The sequence below is a fragment of the Mycobacterium sp. MOTT36Y genome (genome assembly GCF_000262165.1).
Taxonomy (GTDB): domain Bacteria; phylum Actinomycetota; class Actinomycetes; order Mycobacteriales; family Mycobacteriaceae; genus Mycobacterium; species Mycobacterium intracellulare.
Genome location: NC_017904.1, coordinates 2,265,884 through 2,282,080, shown reverse-complemented (window position 1 = coordinate 2,282,080; position 16,197 = coordinate 2,265,884). Strand labels below are relative to the sequence as shown.

Genomic DNA, 16,197 nt, shown 5'->3' with positions numbered 1-16,197 from the left:
GCGAACGTGGCTGGTCAAAAGTTCGTCGTCGCGGTCGCAGGGTCGTCCGGCCTGATCGGCTCCGCCCTCACCGCGGCCCTGCGGGCCGCCGACCACCGCGTGCTGCGCATCGTACGTCGCGCGCCGAGCAACGCCGACGAGGTGCACTGGAACCCCGAGAGCGGCGACCTCGACCCCGACACGCTGGGCGACGTCGACGCCGTCGTCAACCTGTGCGGCGTCAACATCGGCAAGCGCCGCTGGTCGGGCGCCTTCAAGCAGAGCCTGCGCGACAGCCGCATCGCCCCCACCGAAGTCCTGGCGCACGCGGTCGCCGACGCCGGGGTGGCGACCCTGGTCAACGCCAGCGCGGTGGGTTTCTACGGAAACACCAAGGACCGCGTGGTCGACGAAAACGACCGTGCCGGAAGCGGTTTCCTGGCCCGGCTGTGCGAGGACTGGGAGGCCGCCACGCTGCCGGCCCAATACGGCGGCGCCCGCGTGGTGCTGGCCCGCACCGGGCTGGTGTTCTCCCCCGCCGGTGGCGCGCTGGGGCGGTTGCGGCCGCTGTTCCGCACGGGCCTCGGGGCCCGGCTGGGCAGTGGTCGGCAGTACATGTCGTGGATCACGCTGGAGGACGAAGTGCGCGCGCTGCTGTTCGCGATATCGAACACCGCGCTGTCGGGGCCGGTGAACATGACCGGGCCCGCGCCGGTCACCAACGCCGAGTTCACCACCGCGTTCGGGCGGGCGGTCAACCGTCCGACGCCGTTGATGCTGCCCGGGTTCGCGGTGCGGGCCGCGCTCGGGGAGTTCGCCGACGAAGGCCTGCTGACGGGCCAGCGGGCCATCCCGTCGGCGCTCGAGCGCGCCGGTTTTCTGTTCCACCACAACACGATTGGTGAGGCGCTCGGCTACGCCACCGCCCGGCGAGACCACGACTAGCGGCACGTGCGTCGCCCTCGCGCGGGCGGGCCGAGTACCGTCGCGAAGGTGATCGATTCCATCCGGTCCAGCCGGTCCCTGATCGACGTCCGCCAGCTCGGAACCGTCGACTACCGCGTGGCCTGGCAGCAGCAGCGCGACCTGGCCGACGCCCGCGCCGCGGGCGGCGCCGACACCCTGCTGTTGCTCGAGCACCCGGCGGTCTACACCGCGGGACGGCGCACCGAGCCGCACGAACGACCGGCCGACGGCACCCCCGTCGTCGACACCGATCGCGGCGGCAAGATCACCTGGCACGGTCCCGGTCAGCTGGTCGGGTATCCGATCATCGGCCTGATCGAACCGCTCGACGTGGTCAACTACGTGCGGCGGCTGGAGGAAGCGCTGATCAAGGTGTGCGCCGACCTGGGCCTGGACACGGTCCGCGTCCCGGGCCGGTCCGGGGTGTGGGTGCCGGGCACCGACGGCCGGCCCGACCGCAAGGTCGCGGCGATCGGCGTGCGGGTGTCGCGCGCCACCACCCTGCACGGGTTCGCGCTCAACTGCGACTGCGACCTGGGCGCCTTCAACGCCATCGTGCCGTGCGGCATCAGCGACGCCGGGGTGACGTCGTTGTCGGCCGAACTGCGCCGCCCGGTGACCGTCGACGACATCCGCACGAGCGTCGCCGACGCCGTCTGCGACGCCCTGGACGGGGTGCTGCCGGTGCGCGAGCACGACAGCGCCGCGCGCGTAGCATCAGCGATGTGACTGTCGCACCCGAGGGACGCAAACTGCTGCGCCTGGAGGTGCGCAACGCCGAAACCCCGATCGAGCGCAAACCGCCGTGGATCAGGGTGCGGGCCAAGATGGGCCCGGAATACACCGAGCTCAAGAGCCTGGTCCGGCGCGAGGGCCTGCACACGGTCTGCGAAGAGGCCGGGTGTCCCAACATCTTCGAATGCTGGGAGGACCGCGAGGCGACCTTCCTGATCGGCGGTGACCAGTGCACCCGTCGCTGCGACTTCTGCCAGATCGACACCGGCAAGCCAGCCGAGCTGGACCGCGACGAGCCCCGGCGGGTGGCCGACAGCGTGCGCACGATGGGGCTGCGCTACGCCACGGTCACCGGCGTGGCCCGCGACGACCTGCCCGACGGCGGCGCGTGGCTCTACGCCGAGACGGTGCGCGCCATCAAGGAACTCAACCCGTCGACCGGCGTCGAGCTGTTGATCCCCGACTTCAACGGCGAGCCCGCCCGCCTGGCCGAGGTGTTCGAGTCGCGCCCGGAAGTGTTGGCGCACAACGTCGAAACCGTGCCGCGGATCTTCAAGCGCATCCGGCCGGCCTTCACCTACCAGCGCAGCCTGGACGTGCTCACCGCGGCGCGTGACGCCGGGCTGGTCACCAAGAGCAACCTCATCCTCGGCCTCGGCGAGACCCCCGACGAGGTGCGCACCGCCCTGGCCGACCTGCGTCACGCCGGCTGCGACATCATCACCATCACCCAGTACCTGCGGCCCTCGGCGCGGCATCACCCCGTCGAGCGGTGGGTGAAGCCGGAGGAATTCGTCGAGTTCGCGCAGCACGCCGAGCAGCTGGGGTTCTCCGGGGTGCTGTCGGGGCCGCTGGTGCGCTCGTCGTATCGCGCGGGGCGGCTGTATCAGCAAGCGGCCGCCGCCCGCGCCTCGGACGCCGCGGCACGGTGACCGTCGGGGCGCTACGTATTCTTTGACTATGGCTAAATCCCGCACTGCCGCTGAGAACAAGGCCGCCCGAGCGCAGGCGCAGGCCGCCCGCAAGGCCGCCGCGCGGGAGCGCCGCACCCAGTTGTGGCAGGCGTTCAACCTGCAACGCCAGGAGGACAAGCGCCTGCTGCCGTACATGATCGGCGCCTTCGTGCTGATCGTGGGCGTCTCGGTGGGCGTCGGGCTCTGGGCCGGCGGGCTGACGATGATCACCTTGATCCCGCTCGGCGTGGTGCTGGGCGCGCTGGTCGCGTTCATCGTCTTCGGGCGCCGCGCCCAGAAGTCCGTCTACCGCAAGGCCGAAGGCCAAACCGGGGCGGCCGCATGGGCATTGGACAACCTGCGCGGCAAGTGGCGGGTGACCCCCGGCGTGGCCGCGACCGGCCACTTGGACGCCGTGCACCGCGTCATCGGCCGTCCCGGCGTGATCCTGGTCGGCGAGGGCTCGGCGACCCGGGTGCGCCCACTGCTGGCGCAGGAGAAGAAGCGCACCGCCCGCCTGATCGGGGACGTGCCGATCTACGACATCATCGTCGGCAACGGCGAGGACGAGGTGCCCCTGGCCAAGCTGGAGCGCCATCTCACCCGGTTGCCGGCCAACATCACCGTCAAGCAGATGGACACGCTGGAGTCCCGGTTGGCCGCGCTGGGGACGCGGGCCGGGGCCGCCGTCATGCCCAAGGGTCCGCTGCCCAACGCCGGCAAGATGCGCGGCGTGCAGCGCACGGTGCGCCGCAAGTAATCGCAGCGGGTCGAACTCGGCGCTCAGCGCCTCACCACGGCCGTCGCGGTCAGCCGATCCTGCAGCCCGCGACCGTCCCAGTCGGTGAACAGCGCCGGGACCACGGTGCCGACGAGGAGGCCGCGCACCACCGCGCGGCCCGTGCCGACCAGCCCGCGCCCGTCCACCGTCACCACCTGCAGACCCAGCGCCAGCTGGCCGGGCGTGAAGCCGAACAGTCGCACCGAGACCACGCCCAGCACGAACCAGACGACCAGCTCGGCGGTCGCCAGCGCCCCTTCGGGTAACCACCCGAGCCGCATGGCCAGCGCCGCCAGCCCCAACGCGATGAGCCAGTCGATGGTCAGCGCGCCCAGCCGTCGTCCCATCCGCGCCAGCGAGCCCGGCCCGCTCTCAGGCAATCCCAGCTTTTCACCGGGGTAGGCGGATCGCGATTCCGGCATCATCGCCGCGGACCGGGGTCCGAATAAACCGACGGCCGGGTCCGGAACGGTGGGCGGACGGTGCGCTCTGCCACCAGAAAAGATACGATCTTGCGATCCATGGCCCCACAATAGAACCCGCCGCCAAAGCGGCCACTTTTTGCGTGTGGCATGGTCACGTAACGTGCGCGCAACATCGGGTTGACTGACGGGCAACATCTGCTCCCTAGCGTCAGGCCGCGGATCTCACCAAGTAAAGGAGCACTCTGTGACGGAAAAGACGCCCGACGACGTCTTCAAACTCGCGAAGGACGAAAACGTCGAGTTTGTCGACGTGCGGTTCTGTGATTTGCCCGGCATCATGCAGCACTTCACCATTCCGATTTCGTTTTTCGACGAGAGCGTTTTTGAGGACGGCTTGGCATTCGACGGCTCGTCCATTCGCGGATTCCAGTCCATTCACGAATCGGACATGTTGCTCCTGCCCGACCCCGCGACGGCGCAGATCGACCTGTTCCGCGAAGCCAAGACCCTGAACCTGAACTTCTTCGTGCACGACCCCTTCACCCTCGAGCCGTACTCGCGCGACCCCCGCAACATCGCCCGTAAGGCCGAGAACTACCTGATCAGCACCGGCGTTGCCGACACCGCGTACTTCGGCGCCGAGGCCGAGTTCTACATCTTCGACTCGGTGAGCTTCGATTCGCGCACCAACGGCTCGTTCTACGAGATCGACGCGATCTCGGGTTGGTGGAACACCGGCTCGCCCAACGAGCTCGACGGCAGCCCCAACCGCGGCTACAAGGTCCGCCCCAAGGGCGGCTACTTCCCCGTCGCCCCCGTCGACCACTACGTCGACCTGCGCGACAAGATGCTGTCCAACCTGATCACCGCCGGCTTCAGCCTGGAAAAGGGTCACCACGAGGTGGGCACCGGCGGCCAGGCCGAGATCAACTACAAGTTCAACACGCTGCTGCACGCGGCCGACGACATGATGCTCTACAAGTACATCGTCAAGAACACGGCCTGGCAGCACGGCAAGACCGTCACGTTCATGCCCAAGCCGCTGTTCGGTGACAACGGCTCCGGCATGCACACCCACCAGTCGCTGTGGAAGGACGGCAGCCCGCTGATGTACGACGAGACCGGTTACGCCGGCCTGTCGGACACCGCCCGCCACTACATCGGCGGCCTACTGCACCACGCCCCGTCGCTGCTGGCGTTCACCAACCCCACCGTGAACTCGTACAAGCGTCTGGTTCCCGGCTACGAGGCCCCGATCAACCTGGTCTACAGCCAGCGCAACCGCTCGGCCTGTGTCCGGATCCCGATCACCGGCACCAACCCGAAGGCCAAGCGCCTCGAGTTCCGTTGCCCCGACTCCTCGGGCAACCCGTACCTGGCGTTCTCGGCCATGCTGATGGCCGGCCTGGACGGCATCAAGAACAAGATCGAGCCGCAGGCCCCGGTCGACAAGGACCTCTACGAGCTGCCGCCCGAAGAGGCCGCCAACATCCCGCAGGCGCCCACGCAGCTGTCCGCGGTGATCGACCGGCTGGAAGAAGACCACGAATACCTCACCGAGGGCGGCGTTTTCACGCCCGACCTCATCGAGACGTGGATCAACTTCAAGCGCGAGAACGAGATCCTGCCGGTCCAGATCCGGCCGCACCCCTACGAATTCGCGCTGTACTACGACGTATAGGCCCAGCTAACCTCCTGACCTGCGCCGACGCCCGCGGCTGGGCCGCGTCGTCCGCAGTTCGTCCGCAGTAGTTTCACCGGAGTCCACCCGCTCGGCGAGCACAGCTCCGATCGCCGAGCGGGTGGACTCGTCGGCGTCTGGCCACAGGTGGCTGTATGTGTCCAGCGTTGTCTTGGCCGAACTGTGCCGCAGCCGCGCTTGCACCGTCTTCACGTCGCAGCCTCGAGCGATCAGCAGCGACGCGAGGTAGTGGCGCAAGTCGTGGAACGAGAACCCTTCGGGTAGGTCGTCGATCCCGCCGCGCACATCGCGGATCGCCCGCTCGATGATCCACGGCCCGCACCGATCCGTGCCGGGTCCGTTGGTCACCATCATCTCGGCGGGGTACTTCTGCACCGACGCCGACAACAGCAACGCGAGATCCTGCGGAATGGGTATCGGTGCTGAGCTGCCCTCGGTCTTGAGGGGCTTGTCCGGCCACTGTTGCTTCGGGTGCACCACTCCCCTGATGAAATCCACATCGGACACGCGCAGCCCAGACACCTCGGCGACCCGCAAGCCAGCGAACGCGCCCAGCAGCACCGCTACTTTCAGGTGATCGGGCACGGCGTCGTGGAGCGCCCAAACCTGCTCCGTGGTAGCCACATACACCTTCGCTTTGCCCATCGGCGGCGCCGTGCGCCGCGAACAAGGGTTGCGCCCAAGCACGCCATCGTGCGCAGCGTCCGACAGGATCTGCGACAACCGGCTGTGCAGCGCGTAGATGTAGCTCGCTTTCATGCCGTCCGCGCGCAACCGGGCCGTCCATGCCTTCACCTGCGACGGACGCACCTGGGTTAGTGGAGTGTCGCCGAACTCCGTGACGATCTGCCGGATATGGGTCCGGGCCTCACGCACGGTCCCTTCGCGGTGAACCTTGTAACCCTCGATCCACGTGTCACACCACTGCTGCACCGTGAGTTTGGCGTCCCGCGGCGCGACATGGGTGCCCGCGACGATGGTCGCGGTCTGAGCAGTCAGCCACTGCTGCGCTTCCACCTTGCGAGCGAACGACTGGGCGTGTTCGCGGCCCTGCTCGTCGACATACCTCGCCCGCCAGCGCTTCCCCTTACCGTAGTTGGCGCTGGGCACGGTCTGCGGGTTGCCGTGCTCGTCGCGAACCGTCTTGTTCCAGCGGTCCTCGACTCCGGCCCGCAGGTTACGTTTCTGGGTCATCGTCAACCTTTCCCGGCGAGTCAATGCCGGGATATCCGGTGTCCGCGGCACTTTCAACGATTGCGTGTAAGGCGTCTACGTAGTCCTGGTAGTCCTCGGCGTGTCCGGGCGCATGGGTCGTAACTAGTTCCCGCAGAAGGTCGTCCAGGTCGTGGCCCCATCGTCGAATGAGCAATTCGTCAGCCTCGCGGGCGATTTCTAATGGAACCCGAAGTTCTACGGGTGCGCCTAGGTGGCCGCCCAGTTCGTTCGCAAGTTCAACCAAGGCTTCTGACAACCGCTCGGCCAAGTACGTGAGTTCCTCATCGAGGCCGCGGAGCGTGGTGGTCAGTCGAGTGAACGCAGCTCGGCGGCTTGTGCGCTCGGGACCGGCGGCAATGTCGTCCAGTTCGACACCGAGGGTTCGTGCGATGACCGCCGCTTCAGCCAGTTTGACCGCGCGGGTGCCGTTTTCAATCTTCGCGATGGCCTGCTGATTTAGACCAAGTGGTTCGCCAAGCGCGGCCTGCGGAAGGCCACGCGCCTGTCTGAACCGGCGAATATTCGCACCAACCTCCTGGTCGTCACTCACAAGGCCGAACGGTACTCGATTAGAGGGTTTGTAGTCAACGCTTTTATTATGTACTCTCTAAAGGAGTACATTACAAACCCTTGATTGGAGTGCTGTCGATGAACGACATCATGTACGCATCGTCCGTATCCGCGGAGACAGGCGTCAACGCCGCGACCCTGCGTTACTGGCGGCATGCCGGCATCGGCCCCGCCAGCTTCAAGCTGGGCCGTCGCGTCGTCTACCGGCGCTCCGAAGTGGAGCGGTGGATAGCCGAGCAAGAGAAGGCCACCCGCCGCGGCGGGGCAGTGCCGGCCGGCGCGGCGTGACCTCCTGGTCCCGCGGCGCCCGCGAGACCGAGGAACACATCCGCGTCGCCAACATCGTGTTGCACGACCTCGGGTTGCGGATGCCGATATCACGGATCAAACAGGTCGCCCGCGCCTACGAACAGCATTGCGCCACGGCTGGTTTGGCCAAAACGTTCGCCGAATACTTCCGTACCGAACTCACCCGTGACGCGACCGCGTGCAGCGAAGCGATGTCGTCGACATTGTGCTACTCCGATCGGACCGGCGAGGTTGCAACCAACCGCGCCTACCGCGCGGCCCAACAACGACCAGGAGCCGCCTAACGCCCCTGACCCCAACGCAATATCCACCAGCTCCGCGGGGGCCTACAGGCCGGTTGACGGACCGCGGAACACCCACCACACGGAGCTGACACCGATGACCACCGACCATAGCAAAGAAGGCCGCCCCCGCAATGGGACGACCTTCTCCGACACCGATAGTCCAAGCGTAACACAGCAACACGATTCCACGCCCAACGACAAGTGGCGCGACGACTGGTACCGCCGCTGCATTCGCGCCAGCGTCGATGAACAGTACTACCACCTCATGCCCCTCGGGGTGCGGTTGCAAGCCAACGTCATCCGTGCCCGCTTCGAGGGCGGTGACGCCGCATGAGCGGGAACGTCTGGGCAGAACTGACGGCCGAAGCCGCCCTCAACACGGCGCTCCTTTCGGCGGCGGAAACCTATGCGAACGCCAACATTCCGGTGTTCCCGCTGCGCCCTGGCGACAAGACACCACTGTTCCCGAACGCGCACCCCGGCAAGCACGATCCGCTTCGCGGGCGGTGCAAAGGTGAATGCGGCCGGCTTGGGCACGGCCTGCACGACGCCACCGTCGACCTCGACACAATTCGCGAATGGTGGGACCGCCACCCGGAGGCCAACATCGGGATCCGGCCATGGGACCGCATCGCCGCCGTGGACGTAGACGTGGCAGACGAAAAACCGGGCCAGGCAACGCTGGACAAGCTGATCGGCGAACTCGGCCCACTCCCTGACACCTGGACAGCACAAACCGCTACCGGCGGCCTGCATATCTGGCTCAACGTCGGCGACACCAGCCACGTCCACGGTGCACTCGGCCCCGGCATCGACATAAAGATCGGCCGCACAGGCTATCTGGTAGCCGCGCCATCGCGTCGCACTATGGGCACCTACACATGGTTGAACGCAGGCCCGGACGGACTCCCCGGCGGGCTGCCGGCGTCCGCCCCTACCGCGTGGCGGGACCGCATCATCAAACCGCCCCCACAGCCGCGTCAGGCGGTCGGAAACCCAGCTCTACCCGGGCGCAACCCGGCGTATGTGAAAGCTGCCCTTGACGGCGAACTCGCCCGGCTCGGCGAAGCCGTCGTTGGGGACAGCGAATACGGCCGCCGGCCAACGCTGTTCAAAGTGGCGTGCAAAGTGTTCGCGTTCGCCAAAGCCGGGCACGCCGACACCGCCGGGCTCCGCAACCTTCTGCACGACTGGGCGTCCTCCCACGGCTTCGATGAGAAAGACACTGAACGTCAACTCGACAACGCCTGGAACCTGGCCGAAGCGAAAGACATCCCCCAACCGCAGGCACAGACCGGCGACACCACATTCATCCCCGAAGAGGCATCGTGACCGACAACAACTTCAACACCGGCGGGCTGGTCGTCGACAACCGGACACCGGACGAGATCCACTCCGGGCAAGTCCGTATGGCCTACCGGCTCGCGGAGGCCTACGCCGGGAAGCTGCTGCACGTCCACGGAATCGGCTGGCACTACTGGGACGGTAAACGGTGGGCATACGACGACACCGGGGCAGCCAAACGGGCCGTAGTAGCTGTACTGCGGACAGCCCTGGCCGATTCCCTGGGCGACAAACAGCTGGCCTCCGACGTCCGCAAATGTGAATCAGCGGGCGGCATCTCCGGGGTACTCGACATCGCCGCCGCCAGCGAAGAATTCGCGGCGACAGTCCGCGACCTCGACGCCGACCCGCACCTACTCAACGTCTCCAACGGGACGCTCGATCTGCGCACCATGGAGATGTCCCCACACAACCCCGCCGATCGGATCACCAAAGTGACTGGTGGCGCGTGGAACCCGGACACGCCCACCGGCCTGTGGGAGGAATTCCTGCAACGGGTGCTGCCCGACAGCGATGTGCGCCAATTCCTGCAGCGCTACGTCGGGTACGGCCTGTCCGGGCGCGTCAGTGAACACGTCCTAGCGATATGGACGGGCACCGGAGCCAACGGCAAATCGGTGTGCGACAACGCCATCCGGTATGCACTCGGGGACTACGCCATCTCCTGCGAACCGAACCTGTTCATGCACCGCGACAACGCCCACCCCACAGGCGAAATGGACCTGATGGGGCGCCGCTGGGTAACAGTTTCCGAATCAGAGAAAGGGCGAAAACTGGCCGAGGCTACCGTGAAACGCCTCACCGGCGGTGACACGATCCGCGCCCGCCGCATGCGGAAAGACTTCGTCCAATTCGAGCCGTCGCACACCTCGGTGTTGATCACGAATCACCTGCCGGATGTTTCCGGTGACGACGAAGCGCTATGGCGCCGCCTGACGGTGGTCCCGTTCGACGTCGTGATACCGGAGGAGGAACGGGACGGCACACTAGGGGCGCGGCTCGAGTTACAGGCCGAAGGGATCCTCGCCTGGGCCGTACGCGGTTACGCCGAATTCAAACTCGCCGGCCTCAACCCGCCTGATCTGGTCAAAAATGCTACCCGGGACTACCGGAATCGCAGCGGCACGGTCGGTCAATTCATCAACGAAGCGTGCATAACTGGCCCGGCGGTCAAGGCGAAGACCCAAGCGCTGCTTGCCGCCTACCGCACCTGGAGCGGATCCGCGGGGGTTGCCGGGGTCACTGACGCGGACTTTTACGAGTCCTTGGCCGCTCATGGGTTTAAGGCTACCCGAACCCGCGATGGCATGTGGCGGCAAGGGATCGCGGTTGAGGCAGGTGGAAGCAATGACTGACCATTACGGAAGACCATGCCGAAAAGCTTACGGTAAGACTGGTGTGAACCCCTGTGAAGGGGTTTCTGTATGTTTCCCGCGCGCACGCATATGTAGGTCATACCCGAAAGGGGTACACAGGGGTTCACACCGCAGGTCAGAGGCCTGCGCGCCCGGCCCAGTAGTGCATTCCCAGGCGACACCTGGGCGCCTGACTGATCGGAGCGGCGAGTGACCACCAAAACCGGCGCGTGGGCCGCGGCCCTCGCGGGTCGTGGTTCATCCCAGCCCGTCACATGTGGCTAATGCGCCTCGCACGTTGTGTGATCGAGTTCCGATGGGAGACGGATCGTTTGGGACGGTCATCCTCTCTGCGCCAGGGCAGATCGACGTGGTGCGGCACAGACCTGCGGCCGGGTGATGCTCGGTGTCCTAGACCTGTGCGCACCGAAAGTCCTCCTAGTTCGTGATATTTCGCGTATCGCAACTGTGTGCGTTATGCTGGAAACAGCGAGAACGTTCGCTTTTTCTGTAGCCGCAACGGCATCCATCGTCCGCAACGGACAAGCACATGAAAGCAAGTGCTATGCCGTTGCTACGTGTCTCTGAAGTCGCCGCCGAACTCCAAGTTTCGCCGCGCATCGTCCAAAAGTGGATCCACGACGGGCAGCTCCCCGCCCGCCGTTTCGGCTCCCGTGTGGTCCGCGTTGACCGCGCCGCCCTCGACGCGTTCGGCCGAAGCGCGGTCGACGCATGACCGCCGCCCCGACGTCCGCACCCCAACCGCGCCGCGCCGCCGCGCGCGCGGGCTGTCGGGTACATGGCAGGGAATGCCCAAAAAAACGCGTTGGCGGCCAGCCGAATCCGCGTAGGGGTGTCCGATGAGCGACGGCATCAAGCTGGCAAGCGGGTTCATTGAGTTAACGGTCAAGCAGGCCGGAAATGCTATGCGGGACATTACCGCTGAGATTACCGGCGTGGGTAAGACCGCCGACAAGGTTGGCAAGCAAGCCGGCAAGGCGATCGAGGATGGCCTCACTCAAGGCGCCAAAAACGCAGGCAAAGCGATCAACAAAGAGATCGGCTCGGCTGCGGAAAAGTCCGGGAAGGACGCCGGCAAGAAGGCCGGCGACGCGCTGGGCAAAGAGATCGAGAAGGCCAGCAAGAACACGAAAGTCGCTATCCCGCCGCCGGACACGAAACCGGCCCGCGACAGCATCATCCGCGACATCGGCGGGTCAATCCTCGAAGCGGCCCGCCAGGGCGCCAAGGATGCCGGCACTACCTTAGAGGCCGAGTTCGGGAAGGCGGCTGCGAAAGCCGGCCGGGCTATCGGCGACGCGATCGGGAACAGTCCGATCGGGGACTGGGCGCGCCAGCTCGGAATCGACGGAGATCACGCCGCCGACGCTTTTGACGGCATCATGCGGTCGATCACGGGCATCAAAGACAAAGATGCTGCCGGCGTGTTAGGCGGTATGGCAACCGCTTTGGGTGCGATCGGTCAGGGTGACGCCGCGAACGTCATTGGGGACATCGCAACCCGGGCCGGGACCGCGCAGCAGAATTTCAGCGTCCTAAAAGGGGCGATCGGCGGCAGCGCGGATGCGTTGAAAACGTTCACCGGGAACGCGGACGGGGCTATCGGAAAGATTGGTGGCATCGCGGCTGCTGCATCGGCTGCTGCCGGCCCGGTGGCGGCTTTCCTCTCCGCGGTGACGATGGGCCAACAGCTTTCAGCGGACGTGAACAAGAAGTTCTTCAACGGGCAGCGCGTGGCACCACAGGACGGGATCCCTCTAACCCCGTATTGGTTCCTCAACCGCGGCGAGGCCGCGCTGAACGGCAAAGGCTGGTCAGCGTTCAACCCGTTCGATTCCAGCCCGGACACGCCCGGCCATGGTTTGCCGGGTAGCGCGCCGCCCAAGGCTCCGGTGCAGGGGCCGAAACCCTTTGTCCCGCAGACGCTGCTGCCGCCGCTAACGCCGAGCGGCGCCCCGGCCGCACCGAGCGGCAACGTGACGGGTCCTGGTGTTCCGTTGGTGCAGACCGCCGCTGGGGCATGGACGTCGCCGAATCCGGCGTGGGCGCATCTGATCGGCCGCGAGTCGAGTGGCCGGAATATCGGCCAGCAGATCACCGACGCTAACGGTGGTCCCGGCTCCCCGAACGCAGCCCAAGGCCTTTTTCAGATCACCCCGGCTACGTGGGCGGCGCACGGCGGAACGGAGTTCGCCCCGAACCCGTTGGCGGCGACGCCGCAGCAGCAGGGCCAGATCGCGGCGAGGATCTTGCAGTCCAACCCGTCCGGCAGCGACTGGGGTGCCGGCCTGCCGGGGCGGGAGAACGCCGCCGCGCTGTTGCAGGGAATCCTGCCAACGGGGTACGACGATGGCGGTGTACTGCCCCCGGGGATGACGTTGACGAATAACGCCAGCGGTCAGCCCGAAGTCATTCTAACGCAGGATCAGGCAAAGAACGCCCTGCAGGGAATGCCAGGTATAGGCGCCGGCCCGAGCGATACCCCGCTGTCGTCCGGTATGTCGCCGGGACCGAACGGCGCAGCGGCCCTCACATCCCTCACGGGGCAGCAGCCTGATAGCGACCCGCTGGCTGCGGTGACCAACCCGGGCGGGAAAGACCTTCGCACGCAGGGATATATCCCGGCTGGCGCGGGCGGTGGCGGCACGGCCGGAACGTCGTTGTGGTCGGGTGCTATGCAGATGGGCGCCCAAGCTGTCAACGGCCTGATCGACCAGGCGGCATCGGCGGCGGCCACCGCCATCTCAGCGGCGGCAACTGCCGGATCATTCGGCGCTGGCGGGCAGGCTGCCGGTTCCGCTTCGTCATTCTTGATCGGTATCGGCACGCAGGCCGCGAAACGCGGTGTGCAGTACGGTTTTCAGCTCGCGGGCATCGGCGGCGACGCTTTGACCGAGATATTGATGCCATTTGGGGTTCCAAGATTCTTCCAGACCGATCCTTCCCAGTTCGTGCCGAAGTTGCCGAACATGTCGGCGGCGGTCACGACTGGCGAGAAGGCCCAACAGACGCAGGACAATCCCCAAGGCGCGCAGCAGGCCGGGATAAATCCGGCCGGACCTGTGCAGCCTGGGCAGCTTCCGGGCCAGCAGGTGGTGGGCTCGCCGGCGCCAATCGCGCAACCGGGCACCGGGAACTTCACGCCCGCGCCCGTCGGGACGCCGGGGCTGTCCGGCCCGCAGCCCAACAGCCCCGCAGCGCCGAGTCTCGCACCGACGCAACCGGTTACGCCTCCGGTGCCGCATTCCGGCCCTATGGCTACACCGCAACCGCAGCCGCAGGCGATCCCGCCGAATACGCAGCCGATACAGCCAACCGACCTCGGCGGGCTGCTCAACGTCTTCGACACCGGTGGCTGGTTGATGCCCGGCGGACTGGCGGCGAACATGACGAGTCGACCTGAGCCGATCTTGTCACCGACTCAATTCGATGACCTACACGCGATAGCCAGCCGGGGAATGCCCGAACTTGACCCCGAGATGGCCGGCGGCGGCTACTCGCCGGACTACAGCGTTCGCATCGATAACGTCACGGTCTCCGACGTCGAAGCCATGCGCCGAGAAATCGACAGCCGGCAACGGCTGCAAATGATGCGGTACGGGGGCCGGCCATGACACTGAAACACCACGGCGCGTACGGGGCGATCTGTTTCGATGATGGCCAGGCTGAGTGGCCGAAACGTCGATGGTCGTGGTCCCCCGATGTTTGGGATTGGCCCGAAAAGAGGTCGCTACCAGATGATATTTTCTGCATTGTCACCGTCGGAACCGGGTGGAATCCGGCCTATGATCCCGCTTCTGGGCCGCCACCCAGCACAGAGACGCTGACGGGTCACTATTTCGACTTTCTGGGCGGCTTCAGGTATGAGAGTCGGGGATTCAGTCTTTCGGTGTTCGCTGGGCCGATGCCAACTAGGAGGGACGGTCAGGGGTCGCTTCGATCCGCCTGGGACACAGCCCCCGCGCGCGCCAGTGTCTGCGCCAACTCTTGGCATGCGTCGTTCTGGTCCGGCGTCAGCGCGGTAGGGCCTCTCTGTGTCGCTAAGGGCGACGATACAAATAACGGCGCGGCGGTGTCGGTCCCGCCTGGCGAGGAACTTCCAGGGGCCGTGTGGGCTGGGGAAGCATGAGCGGCTACAACCAAACGCAGCGCTGGACGGCCACGGGCAATGGTGTCGACACCACTCTGGGTCTGCTGATTGGCGACGCGGCAGGCAATGGCGCATCTTCCGTTTCATTCTCCGCAACGGGTGCAACATTTGGATCTGCAATTCCACTCAACCCCTGAATCGCCTGCGCCACTGGGGTATTGATCCAAGGCACACAACTAAATAATCCAGAAGATCGACCAGAACTGAATACCCTGCAACACCCTTCACAATCAAGAGAGGTCGTACCATGACTACGGACTATTACCATATGCTCGAAGCTGACCGCGCCGTCACCCAGCACGGAACCGCCCACTGGTCAGCGCCGCTCCCCGAACACACCAACCCCGGAGCGATGAGCCCAAAGGATCTCCCGAACCAGCCCGAATTCTCCCTGAAACCACCAGCAGCGCAAGCACTTGCGCACCGGGCCGGCGCAACAGCCGCGCAACGCGCCTGGGCATCCAAGCAACACGCCTTCGATGCTTTCGCTGACTACCTCGCCGCGACCGAACCGGCCGTGCATGATCCGCGGTACACGCACGAACAGATCCGGGAACACGTCAATGCGTTCACATCAACGCAGGCGTACCGTGACGCTGAGCTGCAGCACGAAGCCGTACACGTGAAAGTTGAAGAGGCACAACGGGTGGTCGACGCTCAACGTGCCGCGTTGACGAAACCGGGTGACGCAGCAACCGAGAGTCGGAACCTCAGATATTGGGGGCGCACAGAGCGGCTGCTGGATTCGACCGATCCGGGCGACATGATCAACGTTGTGCGGGAGGCAATCGAGTCCGCCGACGGTGAGCAGCTGTCCGTTCTGGTTGAGGAGCTGCAGCCGTGGCTGCGAGCCAAAGGGCACGTTCATGATTACCTGGATGGTTTGTTCGCCGAGAAGGTTCCCGCCCTCGGTGCGGCGCAGAAGATCCTCGTGGCAGCGCAGCAGGCCCAGACGGTCAGCGACGCCGACTGGCGACGCCTCAACGACATGATTGTGCGGTCGGGGCCGTCGCCGGATGGGCTGCGGCCGCAACGGATCCCCGCGATCGCCTACGACCAGCGCTATGACCCAGAGGCGGAACTGCGCCGTTACGAGGCGGAGTTGTGACAGCCGGGGACGATAAGCCGCCGCTGCCCGAGCTTCGTATCCCGCCGGTGGTGAGTCATCGGCGGGATGGGCGCGGCAGTCCACATTGGCCAACTAAGCGTCAGCTCGGGCAGCGGCTATCGGGCAGAGCGGGCTAGCTATGGCTGCGCCAGCAAACATTATCGGGCCGATCAAGATCAACAGCCGAGCCGTGTCTAATAGTGGAGCGCATCGACGCTGCTCCAATGACGAGAGACGTCCTCAACTGAGCTCAGTGTTTCGGCAGGTCAGAAGGGGTGCAGGGGAGCCCCCGACCACCCG

17 protein-coding genes are annotated in these 16,197 nt (G+C 65.9%); 14 read left to right on the top strand and 3 right to left on the bottom strand.

Annotation, left to right across the window (positions count from 1 at the left end; genetic code table 11):
• Window positions 1-6 precede the first annotated feature (6 nt).
• From W7S_RS10560 to W7S_RS10545, 4 genes are read left to right on the top strand one after another with little or no spacing between them, the layout of a single operon-like run.
• The gene (locus W7S_RS10560) at window positions 7-924 is read left to right on the top strand and encodes a TIGR01777 family oxidoreductase (protein WP_008256026.1); all 918 of its coding nucleotides are present in this window, start codon (window positions 7-9) and stop codon (window positions 922-924) included.
• 48 nt (window positions 925-972) lie between these two features.
• Window positions 973-1,674 (top strand): lipoyl(octanoyl) transferase LipB, encoded by a 702-nt coding sequence (gene lipB / locus W7S_RS10555; protein ID WP_008256025.1) that lies wholly within the window; start codon window positions 973-975, stop codon window positions 1,672-1,674.
• Window positions 1,671-2,612 (top strand): lipoyl synthase, encoded by a 942-nt coding sequence (gene lipA / locus W7S_RS10550; RefSeq protein ID WP_008256024.1) that lies wholly within the window; start codon window positions 1,671-1,673, stop codon window positions 2,610-2,612. Before lipB ends, lipA begins: the two co-directional genes overlap by 4 nt.
• Before the next feature lie 28 nt (window positions 2,613-2,640).
• Window positions 2,641-3,393 carry a DUF4191 domain-containing protein gene (locus W7S_RS10545; RefSeq protein WP_008256022.1) on the top strand — a complete coding sequence of 251 codons (753 nt, stop codon included), beginning with the start codon at window positions 2,641-2,643 and terminating at the stop codon, window positions 3,391-3,393.
• Window positions 3,394-3,416: 23 nt separating this feature from the next.
• Here the strand turns inward: W7S_RS10545 and W7S_RS10540 are convergent, their stop codons facing one another.
• On the bottom strand, window positions 3,417-3,839 hold the full coding sequence (locus tag W7S_RS10540) for an RDD family protein (protein ID WP_008256021.1): 423 nt from the start codon (window positions 3,837-3,839) through the stop codon (window positions 3,417-3,419).
• A 244-nt stretch (window positions 3,840-4,083) separates the two neighbouring features.
• On the opposite strand from W7S_RS10540, the gene glnA reads away from it, so the two are divergent.
• The gene (gene glnA / locus W7S_RS10535) at window positions 4,084-5,520 is read left to right on the top strand and encodes a type I glutamate--ammonia ligase (RefSeq protein WP_008256020.1); all 1,437 of its coding nucleotides are present in this window, start codon (window positions 4,084-4,086) and stop codon (window positions 5,518-5,520) included.
• 6 nt (window positions 5,521-5,526) lie between these two features.
• Here the strand turns inward: glnA and W7S_RS10530 are convergent, their stop codons facing one another.
• Together W7S_RS10530 and W7S_RS10525 are read right to left on the bottom strand one after the other, a co-directional pair.
• The gene (locus W7S_RS10530) at window positions 5,527-6,735 is read right to left on the bottom strand and encodes a site-specific integrase (protein ID WP_008256019.1); all 1,209 of its coding nucleotides are present in this window, start codon (window positions 6,733-6,735) and stop codon (window positions 5,527-5,529) included.
• The gene (locus W7S_RS10525) at window positions 6,719-7,306 is read right to left on the bottom strand and encodes a helix-turn-helix domain-containing protein (protein WP_008256018.1); all 588 of its coding nucleotides are present in this window, start codon (window positions 7,304-7,306) and stop codon (window positions 6,719-6,721) included. Before W7S_RS10525 ends, W7S_RS10530 begins: the two co-directional genes overlap by 17 nt.
• A 98-nt stretch (window positions 7,307-7,404) precedes the next feature.
• Here W7S_RS10525 and W7S_RS10520 point away from each other — a divergent pair, with 98 nt between their 5' ends.
• From W7S_RS10520 to W7S_RS10485, 9 genes are all read left to right on the top strand, one after another.
• Window positions 7,405-7,614: an AlpA family transcriptional regulator gene (locus W7S_RS10520; RefSeq protein WP_008256016.1), complete on the top strand. Its 210-nt coding sequence runs from the start codon at window positions 7,405-7,407 to the stop codon at window positions 7,612-7,614.
• Entirely contained in the window at window positions 7,611-7,919 is a 309-nt protein-coding gene (locus W7S_RS10515) for a hypothetical protein (protein ID WP_008256014.1), read from the top strand. The genes W7S_RS10520 and W7S_RS10515 overlap by 4 nt, the downstream gene beginning before the upstream one ends.
• A 94-nt stretch (window positions 7,920-8,013) precedes the next feature.
• Window positions 8,014-8,253, top strand: a complete 240-nt coding sequence (locus W7S_RS10510) for a hypothetical protein (RefSeq protein WP_008256013.1) — start codon at window positions 8,014-8,016, stop codon at window positions 8,251-8,253.
• Window positions 8,250-9,251 (top strand): bifunctional DNA primase/polymerase, encoded by a 1,002-nt coding sequence (locus W7S_RS10505; RefSeq protein ID WP_008256010.1) that lies wholly within the window; start codon window positions 8,250-8,252, stop codon window positions 9,249-9,251. The genes W7S_RS10510 and W7S_RS10505 overlap by 4 nt, the downstream gene beginning before the upstream one ends.
• On the top strand, window positions 9,248-10,618 hold the full coding sequence (locus tag W7S_RS10500; protein ID WP_008256008.1) for a phage/plasmid primase, P4 family: 1,371 nt from the start codon (window positions 9,248-9,250) through the stop codon (window positions 10,616-10,618). The genes W7S_RS10505 and W7S_RS10500 overlap by 4 nt, the downstream gene beginning before the upstream one ends.
• 550 nt (window positions 10,619-11,168) lie before the next feature.
• Window positions 11,169-11,354, top strand: coding sequence for an AlpA family transcriptional regulator (locus W7S_RS27810; protein ID WP_036428789.1), 186 nt, complete (start codon window positions 11,169-11,171; stop codon window positions 11,352-11,354).
• Window positions 11,355-11,478: 124 nt separating this feature from the next.
• Window positions 11,479-14,253: a transglycosylase family protein gene (locus W7S_RS10490; protein ID WP_008256004.1), complete on the top strand. Its 2,775-nt coding sequence runs from the start codon at window positions 11,479-11,481 to the stop codon at window positions 14,251-14,253.
• Between the two features lie 511 nt (window positions 14,254-14,764).
• Entirely contained in the window at window positions 14,765-14,926 is a 162-nt protein-coding gene (locus W7S_RS27145) for a hypothetical protein (RefSeq protein WP_157884937.1), read from the top strand.
• A gap of 110 nt (window positions 14,927-15,036) precedes the next feature.
• Window positions 15,037-15,897, top strand: a complete 861-nt coding sequence (locus W7S_RS10485) for a hypothetical protein (protein ID WP_232525836.1) — start codon at window positions 15,037-15,039, stop codon at window positions 15,895-15,897.
• Window positions 15,898-16,197: the final 300 nt, after the last annotated feature.

Bases quoted from the DNA above. Each gene is read 5' to 3' on its own strand.
- W7S_RS10545 (WP_008256022.1), top strand. From the start codon at position 2,641: ATGGCTAAATCCCGCACTGCCGCTGAGAACAAGGCCGCCCGAGCGCAG.
- W7S_RS10540 (WP_008256021.1), bottom strand. From the start codon at position 3,839: ATGATGCCGGAATCGCGATCCGCCTACCCCGGTGAAAAGCTGGGATTG.
- W7S_RS10530 (WP_008256019.1), bottom strand. From the start codon at position 6,735: ATGACCCAGAAACGTAACCTGCGGGCCGGAGTCGAGGACCGCTGGAAC.
- W7S_RS10520 (WP_008256016.1), top strand. From the start codon at position 7,405: ATGAACGACATCATGTACGCATCGTCCGTATCCGCGGAGACAGGCGTC.
- W7S_RS10510 (WP_008256013.1), top strand. From the start codon at position 8,014: ATGACCACCGACCATAGCAAAGAAGGCCGCCCCCGCAATGGGACGACC.
- W7S_RS10505 (WP_008256010.1), top strand. From the start codon at position 8,250: ATGAGCGGGAACGTCTGGGCAGAACTGACGGCCGAAGCCGCCCTCAAC.
- W7S_RS27810 (WP_036428789.1), top strand. From the start codon at position 11,169: ATGAAAGCAAGTGCTATGCCGTTGCTACGTGTCTCTGAAGTCGCCGCC.
- W7S_RS10490 (WP_008256004.1), top strand. From the start codon at position 11,479: ATGAGCGACGGCATCAAGCTGGCAAGCGGGTTCATTGAGTTAACGGTC.
- W7S_RS27145 (WP_157884937.1), top strand. From the start codon at position 14,765: ATGAGCGGCTACAACCAAACGCAGCGCTGGACGGCCACGGGCAATGGT.
- W7S_RS10485 (WP_232525836.1), top strand. From the start codon at position 15,037: ATGACTACGGACTATTACCATATGCTCGAAGCTGACCGCGCCGTCACC.